The sequence below is a fragment of the Pseudomonas putida genome, assembly GCA_029953615.1.
Lineage (GTDB): Bacteria > Pseudomonadota > Gammaproteobacteria > Pseudomonadales > Pseudomonadaceae > Aquipseudomonas.
Window position 1 is genome coordinate 217,011 of sequence record CP124529.1, and the last position, 12,588, is coordinate 229,598.

At 62.2% G+C, this 12,588-nt stretch carries 15 protein-coding genes and 1 tRNA gene; 10 read left to right on the top strand and 6 right to left on the bottom strand.

Annotation, left to right across the window (positions count from 1 at the left end; all coding sequences use genetic code 11):
* The 3 genes from modC (at window position 1) to csrA (ending at window position 2,623) form a co-directional block, all read left to right on the top strand.
* The gene (gene modC, locus QIY50_01040) at window positions 1-1,092 is read left to right on the top strand and encodes a molybdenum ABC transporter ATP-binding protein (protein ID WGV20929.1); all 1,092 of its coding nucleotides are present in this window, start codon (window positions 1-3) and stop codon (window positions 1,090-1,092) included.
* 57 nt (window positions 1,093-1,149) lie between these two features.
* Window positions 1,150-2,172: a DNA topoisomerase IB gene (locus QIY50_01045; GenBank protein ID WGV20930.1), complete on the top strand. Its 1,023-nt coding sequence runs from the start codon at window positions 1,150-1,152 to the stop codon at window positions 2,170-2,172.
* A 253-nt stretch (window positions 2,173-2,425) separates the two neighbouring features.
* Window positions 2,426-2,623 carry a carbon storage regulator CsrA gene (csrA, locus tag QIY50_01050; GenBank protein WGV20931.1) on the top strand — a complete coding sequence of 66 codons (198 nt, stop codon included), beginning with the start codon at window positions 2,426-2,428 and terminating at the stop codon, window positions 2,621-2,623.
* Between the two features lie 45 nt (window positions 2,624-2,668).
* Here the strand turns inward: csrA and QIY50_01055 are convergent, their stop codons facing one another.
* The 4 genes from QIY50_01055 to QIY50_01070 form a co-directional block, all read right to left on the bottom strand.
* Window positions 2,669-3,022 carry a response regulator gene (locus QIY50_01055; protein ID WGV20932.1) on the bottom strand — a complete coding sequence of 118 codons (354 nt, stop codon included), beginning with the start codon at window positions 3,020-3,022 and terminating at the stop codon, window positions 2,669-2,671.
* 11 nt (window positions 3,023-3,033) lie between these two features.
* Window positions 3,034-4,479 (bottom strand): ATPase domain-containing protein, encoded by a 1,446-nt coding sequence (locus tag QIY50_01060; GenBank protein WGV20933.1) that lies wholly within the window; start codon window positions 4,477-4,479, stop codon window positions 3,034-3,036.
* 5 nt (window positions 4,480-4,484) lie between these two features.
* Complete coding sequence (locus QIY50_01065; GenBank protein WGV20934.1) at window positions 4,485-5,645, bottom strand: PAS domain S-box protein; 1,161 nt, start codon at window positions 5,643-5,645, stop codon at window positions 4,485-4,487.
* Window positions 5,646-5,758: 113 nt separating this feature from the next.
* Window positions 5,759-6,034, bottom strand: a complete 276-nt coding sequence (locus tag QIY50_01070) for a hypothetical protein (GenBank protein WGV20935.1) — start codon at window positions 6,032-6,034, stop codon at window positions 5,759-5,761.
* 204 nt (window positions 6,035-6,238) lie between these two features.
* Between QIY50_01070 and QIY50_01075 the strand changes: the two genes are divergently transcribed.
* Both QIY50_01075 and QIY50_01080 read left to right on the top strand, forming a co-directional pair.
* Window positions 6,239-6,323 (top strand) — tRNA-Leu (locus tag QIY50_01075).
* Window positions 6,324-6,427: 104 nt separating this feature from the next.
* Window positions 6,428-6,841 (top strand): DoxX family protein, encoded by a 414-nt coding sequence (locus QIY50_01080; GenBank protein WGV20936.1) that lies wholly within the window; start codon window positions 6,428-6,430, stop codon window positions 6,839-6,841.
* 1 nt (window position 6,842) lies between these two features.
* On the opposite strand, the gene QIY50_01085 is transcribed toward QIY50_01080, so the two are convergent.
* Window positions 6,843-7,040, bottom strand: coding sequence for a hypothetical protein (locus QIY50_01085; protein WGV20937.1), 198 nt, complete (start codon window positions 7,038-7,040; stop codon window positions 6,843-6,845).
* Window positions 7,041-7,301: 261 nt separating this feature from the next.
* On the opposite strand from QIY50_01085, the gene QIY50_01090 reads away from it, so the two are divergent.
* From QIY50_01090 to QIY50_01100, 3 genes are all read left to right on the top strand, one after another.
* Window positions 7,302-7,976 carry a polysaccharide lyase family 7 protein gene (locus tag QIY50_01090; GenBank protein WGV20938.1) on the top strand — a complete coding sequence of 225 codons (675 nt, stop codon included), beginning with the start codon at window positions 7,302-7,304 and terminating at the stop codon, window positions 7,974-7,976.
* Window positions 7,977-8,299: 323 nt separating this feature from the next.
* Window positions 8,300-9,325, top strand: coding sequence for an alcohol dehydrogenase AdhP (adhP, locus tag QIY50_01095; protein ID WGV20939.1), 1,026 nt, complete (start codon window positions 8,300-8,302; stop codon window positions 9,323-9,325).
* Between the two features lie 17 nt (window positions 9,326-9,342).
* Window positions 9,343-9,579: a hypothetical protein gene (locus QIY50_01100; GenBank protein WGV20940.1), complete on the top strand. Its 237-nt coding sequence runs from the start codon at window positions 9,343-9,345 to the stop codon at window positions 9,577-9,579.
* Between the two features lie 109 nt (window positions 9,580-9,688).
* Here QIY50_01100 and QIY50_01105 read toward each other — a convergent pair whose 3' ends face one another.
* Entirely contained in the window at window positions 9,689-10,903 is a 1,215-nt protein-coding gene (locus tag QIY50_01105; protein WGV20941.1) for an aldose 1-epimerase family protein, read from the bottom strand.
* Window positions 10,904-11,031: 128 nt separating this feature from the next.
* On the opposite strand from QIY50_01105, the gene QIY50_01110 reads away from it, so the two are divergent.
* Together QIY50_01110 and QIY50_01115 are read left to right on the top strand one after the other, a co-directional pair.
* Window positions 11,032-11,697 (top strand): SOS response-associated peptidase family protein, encoded by a 666-nt coding sequence (locus QIY50_01110; protein WGV20942.1) that lies wholly within the window; start codon window positions 11,032-11,034, stop codon window positions 11,695-11,697.
* 380 nt (window positions 11,698-12,077) lie between these two features.
* On the top strand, window positions 12,078-12,578 hold the full coding sequence (locus tag QIY50_01115) for a sigma-70 family RNA polymerase sigma factor (GenBank protein WGV20943.1): 501 nt from the start codon (window positions 12,078-12,080) through the stop codon (window positions 12,576-12,578).
* The last annotated feature ends 10 nt before the right edge of the window (window positions 12,579-12,588 follow it).

Genomic DNA, 12,588 nt, shown 5'->3' on the forward strand with positions numbered 1-12,588 from the left:
ATGAGTGCATCGATTGTGGCGCGTCTGAAACTGGCGCGCGACGACTTCACCCTGAACGTCGACCTGCACCTGCCCGGGCACGGCATCAGCGCGCTGTTCGGCCACTCGGGGTCTGGCAAGACCAGCTGCCTGCGTTGCCTGGCCGGGCTGGAACGGGCCGCCAGCGCCTATATCGAAGTCAACGGCGAAGTCTGGGAGGACAGTGCCCGCGGCTACTTCCAGGCACCGCACCTGCGCCCGGTTGGCTACGTGTTCCAGGAGGCCAGCCTGTTCCCGCACCTGTCGGTACGCGGCAACCTGGAATTCGGCTGGCGGCGGGTGGCTGCGGCCGAGCGCAAGGTCAGCCTTGAACAGGCCTGCCAGTTACTGGGTATCGGCCACTTGCTGGCACGCCGCCCGGCAACCTTGTCCGGAGGCGAGGCGCAGCGGGTAGGCATTGCCCGCGCCCTGCTCAGCAGCCCGCGCCTGCTGTTGATGGACGAGCCGTTGGCGGCCCTCGACGGGCCGCGCAAGCGCGAGATCCTGCCCTACCTGGAGCGCCTGCACGACGAACTGGACATCCCGCTGGTGTATGTCAGCCATGCCCTGGAGGAAGTGGCGCGGCTGGCCGACCACCTGGTGTTGCTGGAGCAAGGCCAGGCAGTGGCCAGCGGCCCGATCGGCGAAACCCTGGCCCGCCTCGACCTGTCGCTGGCCCAGGGCGAGGATGCCGGCGTGGTGTTCGAGGGCCTGGTGGTAGGCCATGACCCGTATTACGACCTGCTCGACCTGCGCCTGCCCGGCAAGGATGGGCCGCTGCTGCGCATTGCCCACCCGGCCCAGGTGATGGGCAGCTCACTGCGGGTCAAGGTGCAGGCCCGTGACGTCAGCCTGGCCCTGGCAGCCGATAGCACTTCGAGCATCCTCAACCGCTTGCCGGTGCGCGTGCGCGAAAGCCGCCCGGCTGCCAACCCGGCGCATGTGCTGGTCAGCCTGGATGCCGGCGGCATCGCCCTGCTGGCGCGCATCACCCGCTTCTCGGCAGACCAGCTCGGCCTGCACCCGGGCCAGGTGCTGTTTGCCCAGATCAAGTCGGTGGCGTTGCTGGGCTGAGCATCGGCCCTGCGGCTGCTGTCCATTGATCAGTGAACTGATCGAGGCCTGCCAACCATGCTCGACTGCCCCCTGCCGCCCAGCCTGCACTACGTCGACGACAGCCAGCCGGGCCTGACCCGGCGACGCTGGCGGGGCCGTTTCATCTACCTGGATGCAAACGGCCAGCGGGTGCGCGACAGCGATACCCTCGCCCGCATCGCCGCACTGGTTATCCCCCCGGCCTATACCGAGGTGTGGATTTGCGCCGACCCGCAGGGCCACCTGCAAGCGACGGGCCGCGATGCCCGTGGCCGCAAGCAATACCGCTACCATGCGCAGTGGCGCGAAGTACGCGACCAGCACAAGTACGGACGCATGCTGGCGTTTGCCCAAGCCCTGCCGAAACTGCGCGCACAACTGCACGCCCACCTTGCCCGGCCGGGCCTGGACCGGGAAAAGGTGATGGCGCTGGTGATCAGCCTGTTGGACCACACTCTTATCCGTATCGGCAACCAGCGTTACCTGCGTGACAACCAGTCCTATGGGCTGACCACCCTGCGCAACCGTCATGTCCAGGTGAAGGGCAGCAGCATTCGCTTCCAGTTCCGCGGCAAGCGCGGCGTCGAACACAACGTCAGCCTGAACGATCGGCGCCTGGCCAATCTGCTCAAGCGCTGCATGGAGTTGCCCGGGCAAGCGTTGTTCCAGTACCTGGACGACGACGGCCAGCGCCACAGCGTCGGCTCCAGCGAGGTCAACCAGTTTCTGCAGCAGCTGACCGGTGCCGACTTCACCGCCAAGGATTACCGCACCTGGGCCGGTAGCAGCCTGGCCCTGGAGCTGCTCAGGCCCTTGGCCTGGGAGCCCGAGAGCGAAGCCAGGCGCCAGGTCGCCGCCATCGTCCGCCAGGTTGCCACACGCCTGGGCAATACGCCGGCGGTGTGCCGGCGTTGCTACATCCACCCGGCGGTACTTGAACACTACGCCCTGGGGCGGTTGGCCAACTTGCCGAAGAACCGTGTACGCAAGGGTCTGGACCGTGAAGAAGTAGCCTTGCTGTTGTTTCTTCAGGCACTCGAGGAACAGAACGACCATTGACCCGGTCTATTCAGCCCATGTTGCGAAGAAATTTCCCATTGGCCGCCAAGCCCCCTATTCTTGCCACCGAGCACCTTGGCCGACAAACCGCTGGCGGTTTGCGTCGGCACCTGCGACTGAAGACACGCAACAGAATTTGTCTGTCGGGGAATTACTATCCGCCGAAAGCGTCTTTAATGAGAAGGAAGAGGGACAAGCTCCCGCCGCCGCGGCAACTAGCCCGACGGACTTTTACATCACCAAGGAGAACTACATGCTGATACTCACCCGCAAGGTTGGCGAAAGCATCGTCATCAACGATGACATCAAAGTCACCATTCTGGGCGTCAAAGGGATGCAAGTGAGGATCGGTATCGATGCACCGAAAGACGTCCAGGTCCATCGCGAAGAGATCTTCAAGCGTATCCAGGCCGGCAGCCCGGCCCCGGAAAAGCACGACGACTCGCACTGAGCGACCTGCCTCAAGCCGCACGGACGCGCTTGATCGCCCCGCGCCTCAGGTGCCCAGCAGTTCGCGCACCTTGGCGATCATACAGTCCATGTCGAACGGTTTGTCGAACACCGCGGCGAACAGTTCCGGGCATCCCTGGTTGGCCTGCGCGCCACTCATGAGGATGACCGGCAACTCGCTCAAAGCCGGGTCTTCACGCATCGAGCGCACCAGTTCCTCACCGTTGAGCAGCGGCATCATGTAGTCGGTGATGACCAGCTGAACGCGCTTTTCCTTCAGTGCCTCCAGCGCCTTGCAGCCGTTGCTCGCCTTTTCCACGAGGAAACCTTCGTCCTCCAGGGCAAAACCGAGGATGTCGGCGATCAGGTACTCGTCATCGACAATCAGGATGGTGTTCATCGCCCGCACCGTCACCCGCTTGCCTGCGGCACCGGCGTTCCCGAAAGCACACCGCAGGCACCTTCGAACGCCTTGCGCAGGGTAATGCCCTGCGGCCCGATCAGCAGCTCGTGCAAGGCAGGGTCATGGTGGCTGTCACGCACCTTGAGGATCGACAGCATGCGCCGCAGTTGCGAATCCAGCTCGACGAAGCGCATCAGCATCAGGTTGTCGACGATACTCGACAGGTCCGGGGCCGGGGCGCTGATTTCCGCGCCGAAGATGTCGCGCATTTCCCAGGTCAGCATCACGCTGATATCGCGCGCGCGCAACTCGCCGACCAGTGCGCGGAAAAACGCATTGAGCCGCGCCGGGTCGGTGGCCAGGCGGCTGAACGCCCCGAGGCTGTCGATCAACACGCGCTTGCTGCCGTGCGCCGCGACCCGCTCGAGCAGGCGCGCACCGACCTGGTCCAGCAGGCCCTCGGTGGTCGGCTGCCAGCACAGCTGCAGGCTGCCGTCCTGCTCCATGGCGGCAAAATCGTAACCTAGCGACACGGCCTTGATACGCAGGCGCTCCGGCGTTTCGTAAAAGCCGAAATGCAGCCCCGGCGCCTGCGGGCTGCTGGCACCGAGAAAGGCCAGGCCCAAGGACGTCTTGCCGATACCCGAAGGCCCGATCAGCAAGCTGACCGAACCTGTGGCCAAACCGCCACCGAGCATTTCATCCAGGCTTTCAACCCCGCTGCCGATACGCTCCAGGGTGGCACTACCCGCCTGGCTGGGGTGGCTGAACAGCGATTCCAGGCGTGGGTAGACGTGCATGCCGGCTTCATCGATCAGGCATTCATGGCGCCCCGACAACGCCGCACTGCCCCGCGTTTTGCGCAGCTGGACATGGCGCACGGCGCGGCTGCCGAACAATTGCTCGCCCAGTTCGATTACGCCGTCGACCATGGTGTGCTCCGGGCTGCCCTCTTCCAGCCGGGCGCTGGTCAGCAGCAGCAAGGTGCAACCGGCAAAGGCCGCATGGCCCTGCAGTTCGGAGACAAATTTCTTGGTGTCCAGCGCGGTTTCCGCGCGCACCCGGGCGTTGAGCACGCCATCGACGATCAACAGGCTGGCCTGTTGCCGGGCGATTTCCTGGCGCAGCAACCGTACCACCGCATCCAGGCCTTCCTGCTCCAGGGTGTCGAAGGCACTGACGAACTGGATCGAGTCGCCGACCAGCGCCGGGTCGAAGAACTCCAGGGTTGCCAGGTACTGGAACAGCCGCTCGTGCGACTCGCTCAGCAAGGTGGCTACCAGCACCCGGCCGCCGCCGCGCACATGCGCACAGGCCAGCTGGTTGGCGAGGATAGTCTTGCCGGCCCCTGGCGGGCCCTGGATGATGTAGGACGCGCCAGCCACCAGGCCACCCCGGAGCAACGCATCGAGCCCTTCGATTCCCGTCACCAGCCGCCTGAGTGCCTGTGCCATGGTATCTACCTGTCGAGTTGGCTGTCGGTCTGGAGCTGATAGATTGGCAAGTAAAGCTGCATGCAGGTTCCCCGGCCGGGCTCACTGTCGACGCAAATGGCGCCCCCCGTCTGCCTGGCAAACCCATACACCTGGCTAAGGCCCAGGCCGGTACCCTTGCCAAATGGCTTGGTGGTGAAAAACGGCTCGAAGATCCGCGGCAGTACCGCTGGCTCGATACCCTCGCCGCTGTCTTCCACCTCGAAACGCACAAACCCGCCGTGCAGCCCCTCTACCTCGCCGGCCAGTTCGACCACATCGACCGTCAGGACGATCCGGCCCTGCCCTGTGATGGCATCGCGGGCATTGAACAACAGATTGAGCAGCACCATCTGCAATTGCCCGGCATCCGCCTCGATCAGGGGCAGGTCCGGTTGCAACAGCACCTTCAGTTCAATTGAACCAGGCAGTGCAGGTTCCAGCAGACCACGGGTGGCGGCAATCAGGTTCGCCGGGGCGATGCAGGCCACATCAAGCTTGCGGTGACGGGCAAAGCTGAGCAACTGCTGGGTCAGTTCGGTGCCCCGCTGCCCGGCATCGAGAATATGCTGCAGCATGCGCTGGGCGCGTGCCGGGTCCTGGGTGGCCAGCGCCAGGCGCGCCGAACTGATGATGATGGTCAGCATGTTGTTGAAGTCATGCGCCAGGCCACCGGTCAACTGGCCGAGGGCCTCCAGTTTCTGTGCCTGGAACAGCTGGGCGCGCACCGCGTCCAGTTGCAGCGCGGACTCGCGACGGTCGGTGATGTCCCGGGTTACCTTGGCCAGACCGACGATCTGGCCAAGGTCATCGCGGATGACATCCAGCGCGGCCAAGGCCCAGAACTGCGTGCCATCCTTGCGTACGCGCCAGCCTTCATCCTGCGCCACGCCATGCTCCAGCGCCTGACGCAGCAAGCGCTCCGGGCGGCCGTCAGTGCGATCCTGCGGGGTGAAGAACAACGAAAAATGCTGACCGATCACTTCATCGGCACGGTAACCCTTGATACGTTGCGCGCCCGCATTCCACGACACTACATGGCCAGACGGGTCGAGCATGTAGATAGCGTAATCCACCACCGACTGGACCAACTGCTCATAGCGGTGGGCGGGCATGACGGGGGGGTCGAGGCAGTCAGCTGAAACCATGCAAGCTCCACCGGCACAACAGCAGGAGAGGAAATAGGCCTTGTCGAACGCGCACGCGTGTGAGCGCCCACGTTGTTGGCCCTGCGTAATTGACCCCGCGCGGCTGGCGAGGTTCAGCGCTCAGGTTCAACCAGCACCGGGCTGATACGTCGCGGCATTGCCACCTTCAGCAGCCACAAGCCGACCAGCAGGATAAGCCCGCCACCGGCGAGGGCCATAAGCCGCTGTGGCTGAGGGTGTTCGGCATCGAACCCCAGCATCAGCAGGTAACCGCCAAGGCTGATCAGGCTGAGGTAGAGAAATGCGCCCAACACGACTACCTGCACGAACAGCAGTCGCCAGAACAGCCGTGGGCGCACGATACGCTCGGAAGCAGTGGATTGAGTCATCACCGCAATCGCCTTGGATCCAATAAAGGAGGGCAACAGTGGCGTAATGACAGCAAGGTGTCAATTGCCCTTTCGATCGACCCTTCACTCTGTTGATCATAGGTGCTGCAGTTGACTCAACTATAACAATGGGTTATAAAGCGCGCTTGATTGCAAAGCCCTTCTGCTTAGAAGCGAGCCGGTCGCTGCGACCCCTTCAAGCGTGCGAGTGTGGTGGAATTGGTATACACAGCAGACTTAAAATCTGTCGGCGTGAGCCTTGCGGGTTCGAGTCCCGCCACTCGCACCAAACTTCCTTGAAAAGGCGCCCCTGCGGCGCCTTTTTGCTGCCCGTCAGCAATCCTTGGCGCAACTGCTAGAGTGGAGCTTGTCCCCGTCCACTGGAACGCTGCCATGCGCTACTCCCTGTTCGATGGTCAACGCGACATCATTATCCTGATTGCCCGCGTGCTGCTGATGATCCTGTTCGTCTTGTCTGGCTGGGGCAAGCTGACCGGGTTCGAAGGCACGGTCGGCTACATGACCTCACTGGGCGCCCCTGCCCCGATGCTGGCAGCGGCAGTTGCCGTGCTCATGGAATTCGTCGTCGGCATCCTGCTGATCCTCGGTTTCTATACCCGGCCGCTGGCCTTCCTGTTTGCGCTGTTCGTGCTGGGCACGGCGCTGCTGGGCCACCCGTTCTGGAACATGGTCGACCCTGAGCGCAGCGCCAACATGACCCAGTTCCTGAAAAACCTCAGCATCATGGGCGGCCTGCTGTTGCTGGCAGTGAGCGGCCCGGGGCGTTTTTCGGTAGACGGGCGCTGAATCAGTCGTCTTCGCAGTCGTCGAACCAGGCTGGGTGATCGCGGTCCTCGTCATCGAGGTCATCCAGTGTTTCCTCGTCTTCCTCCACCTCGTCCTCGGCACCCTGGGCATCCGCTTCAGGCTCCACGTCGTCATAGAGGAATTCGTGGTCAAGCAGGTGATCGTGCTCGGGTTCGTGCAGGTCGTCTTCGTCGTGCATGCTGGCTCCTGGGCTGATGGCAGGCCTGTATAGGCTGATCGGCTGCGCAGGTCAATGCGTTACCACTTAATGCTCGGTTAACCGGCCAGGTCCAGTCTGCAGGCTCTCCCTTCAAACGTTGCTTGCCCGCCTTGCATGGCGGGCTTTTTTATCCCTTGGGTTTTCCCTTCGTCCAGCCTTTGGCAAATCACAGTGAACTGCGCCCATGCTGGCCACGCTCGCAAATGATGCAGGACCTGTCGTTTTTCAAGGAGAACGCCCATGACTGTTAATATCGACAACCTCATCATCACCACCCCCGTGCCGAAATCCGCGACCAACCCGGTAGCCCTGGAATTGACCGGCGCCCAGGCACTGGCGACCCTGCCTGAAGTCATCGCCCGCCTGAGCGACGGCTCCATCCGCATGACGGCCCCCACCAAAGGTGCCTCCAGCAAAAGTACCCACCGCACCCGCTGCGAGTGGAAGGAGCCCGCGTACTGGGCGCTGAACAGCGCCGCCCGGCACCGCAATTACCAGACCATGACACTGCAGAAAGTGAACCTTGCGCAGAAGGTGGTGATTGCCCAGCTGCACGTCAAGGACGACGACAGCCCGCCCATCAAGGTGTTCTGGAACAAGGGCAAGATCACCGTGGGCTTTCGAACCGACTTCAACCAGCTGACCACGAGCAGCAGCACGGTGCTGGCCGACGTACCGCTCGGTGCCCGTTTCGATGTCACTATCGACGTGACAAACAACGGTGCCTGCACTGTCAGTGCTAGCTGCAACGGCCGTATCGGCAGCACATCGTCGCTGCAACTGGGCGCGACCTGGGCGACGCGCACGCTCAATTTCCATGGCGGGGTATACAACCAGGTGGACTACACCGACGACACACCGGCCGAGGACGGCTCGGTATGCGTCATCAGCCAACTGGTACTGAGCCATGCATGACAAGCTCGTGACCTGACCTTCACGAAATACTGACATCCGGGTGGGCACACTGGCCCTGCTCCGTATGTTCTTGCAGCCCGCCGCATTATTGCCGCGGGCTTTTCTTTTTGTGGCGAGCCTTACACAGAACCCTGTGAGAGCGCGCCAGCTTTTGGAAATTGAGCAAGACAGTTGCCCCCACAAGTGGCTGCGCAAGGCAGGTAGATGTGTGCAAGGCGGTTGCCGCCCCAGACCATGACCTGAAGCAGTTTTGCCCCACCAGGCAAGGGCTATGCTAACCCCTGCGATAACTCAAGCTCACTCGGATAGACACGGAGGCTCATATGAAAGCTGCTGTTGTTGCGCCAGGCCGTCGCGTGGAGGTGGTGGAGAAAACCCTGCGCCCACTCGAGCACGGTGAAGCGCTGCTGAAGATGCAGTGCTGCGGTGTGTGCCACACCGACCTGCATGTGAAAAATGGCGACTTCGGCGACAAGACCGGTGTCGTGCTAGGCCATGAAGGCATCGGCGTGGTCCAGGAAGTCGGGCCAGGCGTCACCTCGCTCAAACCGGGCGACCGTGCCAGCGTGGCCTGGTTCTACCAAGGCTGTGGGCATTGCGAATATTGCAACAGCGGCAACGAAACCCTGTGCCGCGAAGTGAAGAACTCCGGCTACACCGTGGATGGCGGCATGGCCGAAGCCTGCATCGTCAAGGCCGACTACTCGGTCAAAGTGCCCGACGGGCTCGACTCCGCTGCCGCCAGCAGCATTACCTGCGCCGGCGTGACCACCTACAAGGCGGTGAAGATCTCCAACATCCGCCCCGGCCAATGGATCGCCATCTACGGCCTTGGCGGCCTGGGCAACCTGGCCCTGCAATATGCCAGGAATGTCTTCAACGCCAAAGTGATCGCCATCGATGTCAACGAAGAGCAACTGCGCTTCGCCAGCGAGATGGGCGCCGACCTGGTCATCAATTCGCGCACCGAGGATGCCGCCAAGGTTATCCAGGCCAAGACCGGTGGCGCCCATGCCGCCGTGGTTACCGCCGTTGCCAAGGCTGCGTTCAACTCGGCCGTCGACGCCCTGCGCGCGGGTGGCCGACTGGTTGCGGTCGGCCTGCCGTCGGAAGCCATGAACCTGAATATCCCTCGCCTGGTGCTGGACGGTATCGAAGTGATCGGCTCGCTGGTCGGCACCCGGCAGGATCTGCAGGAAGCTTTCCAGTTTGCAGCGGAAGGTAAAGTGGTGCCGAAGGTGACCCTGCGGCCGATCGAAGATATCAACCAGATCTTCGAGGAGATGCTGGAGGGCAAGATCAAAGGGCGGATGGTGATTCAGTTCGCTCCACGGCAGAACAATGACTAGCTCAGCGGGGTGAATGCATGAGCATCCGCAGCTTGGCGAAAAACCTGCCGCCCGATCCGGACAATGACGGCTGGGTACTCGGATGGGGCGTGCTGCGAGACCGGCACCCTTGGCATTTCGTCGATGTCTATGCCGACCAGAAGACCGCCAGGGCCGAGGCGCAGCGCCGCGGTGCCGGCTACGTGGTGGAGTTCGGTTCGCATCGCCTGGGATCGGATGAATTCATTTGCGGGATATCCCCACCTGAAGGTTAGTGCTGGGCGCAGCGGGGGACGCCAAGGCGCCCCCGCTTTTGATCATCAGCGGTCCTGTTCCTTTGATGAATGCTGCACGTGGGTTGCTGTGCACAATCCAAGGCCTGCATTACCCTTTGGTCAGATCAACCAATGGCGTTTGCCGCACTTCGGTTTCGCGCCCACCCTGAATCTCGCTCACCTGCTTCAGGGCCTTGTCCACCGCCGCCTTGTCCGGCAACAAGCTGTAGCTGATGCGGAACTGCCTGTGCTCCTTCGGCCCGATTGTCGGCACCAGGTTCAGTGGCCGCTGGTAACGGCGGTTGTAGGAAAAACTCGTCCCTGGCTCCAGCCCCGTGACATAGCCCTGGCCTTGGGTATCGGTGTTTTTCCACAGGGAGAATACGGGCAATGTCCCAGTATTGAACCCGACCGAAACGCCAAGGCTACCGGCCTTGTTATGCAATACGGCCAACGTATTGCCCTTGGCATCGGCATACGGCACCACGTTGTAAACCGTTTCGTCATAGTCCTTGGTGGGGCCGCGGTAGGTTTGCCAGTCAGGCAGATCTCCCCTGGCTTTGTCGTTGAACGGCGATACCTGTTTCACCGGCGCGGCAAAACGTGCGCCCTGCTCCAGGAACGGGGTGCTGAAGTTGCTGTGATACAGCGCCTGGTATTCCTTCGGATAGTCACCGTTGTTGGTCAGGATGTCGTTGAGGGCGAACGCCACGCTGCCGGGTTCGGTGACCACTTCGGTCATGACGGAGAAGTCGACCTTCTTGAACGCCTGCTCTTTCAGTTCACCACGCAGGGTGATGGCGTAAGGTGGCTTGTCATCGATGTGCAGGGTGACTTTGTTCGCAGGGATGTTGGCAGCCCGACCGTGCAGGGTCAGCAACTCGCCGTTGTCGATGCCGGGGTGGCCGACCCATTCGTAACCGCAGCGGGTGACCAGTTCGTTGAAACCTTCCAGCCAGCCCAGACCATTGCGCCCGTTCAGTTCAATGAAGGACGGGTTGACCACTTCCTTGACTGGCGAATCCCAGCCCATGCGCACATTACCGACCGACGCCTGCAAGACGTTCATGCCGCGGGTCGGCACTACCGAAAGTTTCATCGTTCCGTTATCGATGTCGACAATGCTGACACCCTCTTGCCGACCTCCATGCAAGGTGCGCAAGGTAACGCTGAAGGGCTTGTCGGTTTGTACGCCTAGTTGCTGGCTGGTGATCTGCCAGTTCTGGGCGGCTTTGTCGGTGTCGAGCAGAACGTAATCCCAGGCCAGGGCGTGGGAGGTTGCGGACAGGGCGCCGAACGCAATGCAGAGCTTGAGGGAGGACATGGCAGTAGCCTTTCTTGGAGTTGTGCCTTTTTATAAACGCGAAGAATCGTTTCAGCAAGCGCGGTAAACGATGAGTTTCGGCCCGAGTGAGGCCAGCGGCTATCCTTAAGGTTTCGATAGGAGGGTGTATGTGCGGAAGGTTGAGCCAGTACCGAGGCATACACGACTTCGTTGAAACCTTGAGCCTGCCGGAGGCCTGGAGGAACAACGTCGGCGACCAGCCGCTTGGCCGGTACAATGTTGCGCCGACCACGCCGGTGGCCGTGCTGCGGGTGGATGACGCAGGCCCGAGGGCGGACCTGGTGCGGTGGGGCTGGCGGCCGCATTGGGCAACCGACCGGGCTGCGCCGATCAATGCCCGAGTCGAAAAAGTTGCGCACGGCCCGTTCTTCCGGGCGATCTGGCCGCACCGTGCGATCACGCCCATCGACGGCTGGTACGAATGGGTTGATGAGGGTGGGCTGAAGAAACAGCCGTATTACATTCGGCGCCGGGATGGGCGCCCTGCCCTGTGCGCCAGCATCGGCCAGTTCTCAGGCAATGAGCATGATGGGTTTGTCATCATCACCGCCGATGCGCAGGGCGGTATGGTCGACGTACACGATCGCCGGCCTGTCGTGTTGTCACCTGAACTGGCATACGAGTGGATCGCGACAGGAATACCAAGCGAGCATGCCGAGCAACTGGTACTCAAACTTGGCGAGCCGGCCGGTGCCTTTGAGTGGTACCGGGTAAGTACAGCAGTGGGGAATGTGCGCAACCAAGGCGCCGAGCTGATAAACCCGCTTCAGTGAAGAGTGGCAAATTCTTTCCGCCCTTTTGCCCGAAGCGCCCAAGTGATCGAGACGCTGCGCTCACGGTTCAACGCCACCGTGAGAGCGGGCCCCATTGAGCCCGCCGATAGCCTAAGAATGCCGACCGCCTCCGCCCCTTAGCCGACGCTGAAAAATAACGGGTTTCGTGAGCGCGACGCGCACTCTGTGGGAGCGGGCGGGCCCGCGAACACCGGCGCAGCCGGTGCCAGGCTCCGCACTGGATTCTTCGCGGGCGCGCCCGCTCCCACAGGGTACGCGCAGCGCCCGGCACCCGTGCCCCACCAACATCGGATCTTGCAATCTTCCCACCCCATAGAGAGAATGCGAGCAATTACCATTTGCTTCTCGGATCCTGCTCAATGTCGACGCTCGACCATTCGGCGCTTCACCAGCTGTACAGCGAAAACAACGGCTGGTTGAAAAGCTGGTTGCGATCTCGCCTGGGCAATGCCTCCGATGCGTCCGATTTGGCACACGATACTTTCCTGCGGGTCATGACCGCCCGCAACCAAGCGCCCATACGCGAGCCGCGCAGTTATCTCAGCGCGATCGCCCGTGCACTATTGATTGACAAGGTTCGCCGCCGGGCAATCGAGCAAGCCTACCTGCAGGCTCTCGCCCTGCGCCCGGAGCCGGTCGATGTGTCGCCGGAGATTCGCCTGTCGATTCTCGAGATGCTGGTATCGATCGATGCGCTGCTCGACGAACTCGGGCCCAGGACTCGCGATATCTTCCTTGCGGTGCAACTGGAAGGGCTGACCTACGCGGCAGTCGCCGAACGCTTCGATGTATCGGTCACTACGGTCAAAAATCACCTGATCCGGGCCATGACCCACTGCCTGCTATTGGTCGAGAGCTGAGGGGCGCTTG

Bases quoted from the DNA above. Each gene is read 5' to 3' on its own strand.
- modC (WGV20929.1), top strand. From the start codon at position 1: ATGAGTGCATCGATTGTGGCGCGTCTGAAACTGGCGCGCGACGACTTC.
- QIY50_01045 (WGV20930.1), top strand. From the start codon at position 1,150: ATGCTCGACTGCCCCCTGCCGCCCAGCCTGCACTACGTCGACGACAGC.
- csrA (WGV20931.1), top strand. From the start codon at position 2,426: ATGCTGATACTCACCCGCAAGGTTGGCGAAAGCATCGTCATCAACGAT.
- QIY50_01055 (WGV20932.1), bottom strand. From the start codon at position 3,022: ATGAACACCATCCTGATTGTCGATGACGAGTACCTGATCGCCGACATC.
- QIY50_01060 (WGV20933.1), bottom strand. From the start codon at position 4,479: ATGGCACAGGCACTCAGGCGGCTGGTGACGGGAATCGAAGGGCTCGAT.
- QIY50_01065 (WGV20934.1), bottom strand. From the start codon at position 5,645: ATGGTTTCAGCTGACTGCCTCGACCCCCCCGTCATGCCCGCCCACCGC.
- QIY50_01070 (WGV20935.1), bottom strand. From the start codon at position 6,034: ATGACTCAATCCACTGCTTCCGAGCGTATCGTGCGCCCACGGCTGTTC.
- QIY50_01080 (WGV20936.1), top strand. From the start codon at position 6,428: ATGCGCTACTCCCTGTTCGATGGTCAACGCGACATCATTATCCTGATT.
- QIY50_01085 (WGV20937.1), bottom strand. From the start codon at position 7,040: ATGCACGACGAAGACGACCTGCACGAACCCGAGCACGATCACCTGCTT.
- QIY50_01090 (WGV20938.1), top strand. From the start codon at position 7,302: ATGACTGTTAATATCGACAACCTCATCATCACCACCCCCGTGCCGAAA.
- adhP (WGV20939.1), top strand. From the start codon at position 8,300: ATGAAAGCTGCTGTTGTTGCGCCAGGCCGTCGCGTGGAGGTGGTGGAG.
- QIY50_01100 (WGV20940.1), top strand. From the start codon at position 9,343: ATGAGCATCCGCAGCTTGGCGAAAAACCTGCCGCCCGATCCGGACAAT.
- QIY50_01105 (WGV20941.1), bottom strand. From the start codon at position 10,903: ATGTCCTCCCTCAAGCTCTGCATTGCGTTCGGCGCCCTGTCCGCAACC.
- QIY50_01110 (WGV20942.1), top strand. From the start codon at position 11,032: ATGTGCGGAAGGTTGAGCCAGTACCGAGGCATACACGACTTCGTTGAA.
- QIY50_01115 (WGV20943.1), top strand. From the start codon at position 12,078: ATGTCGACGCTCGACCATTCGGCGCTTCACCAGCTGTACAGCGAAAAC.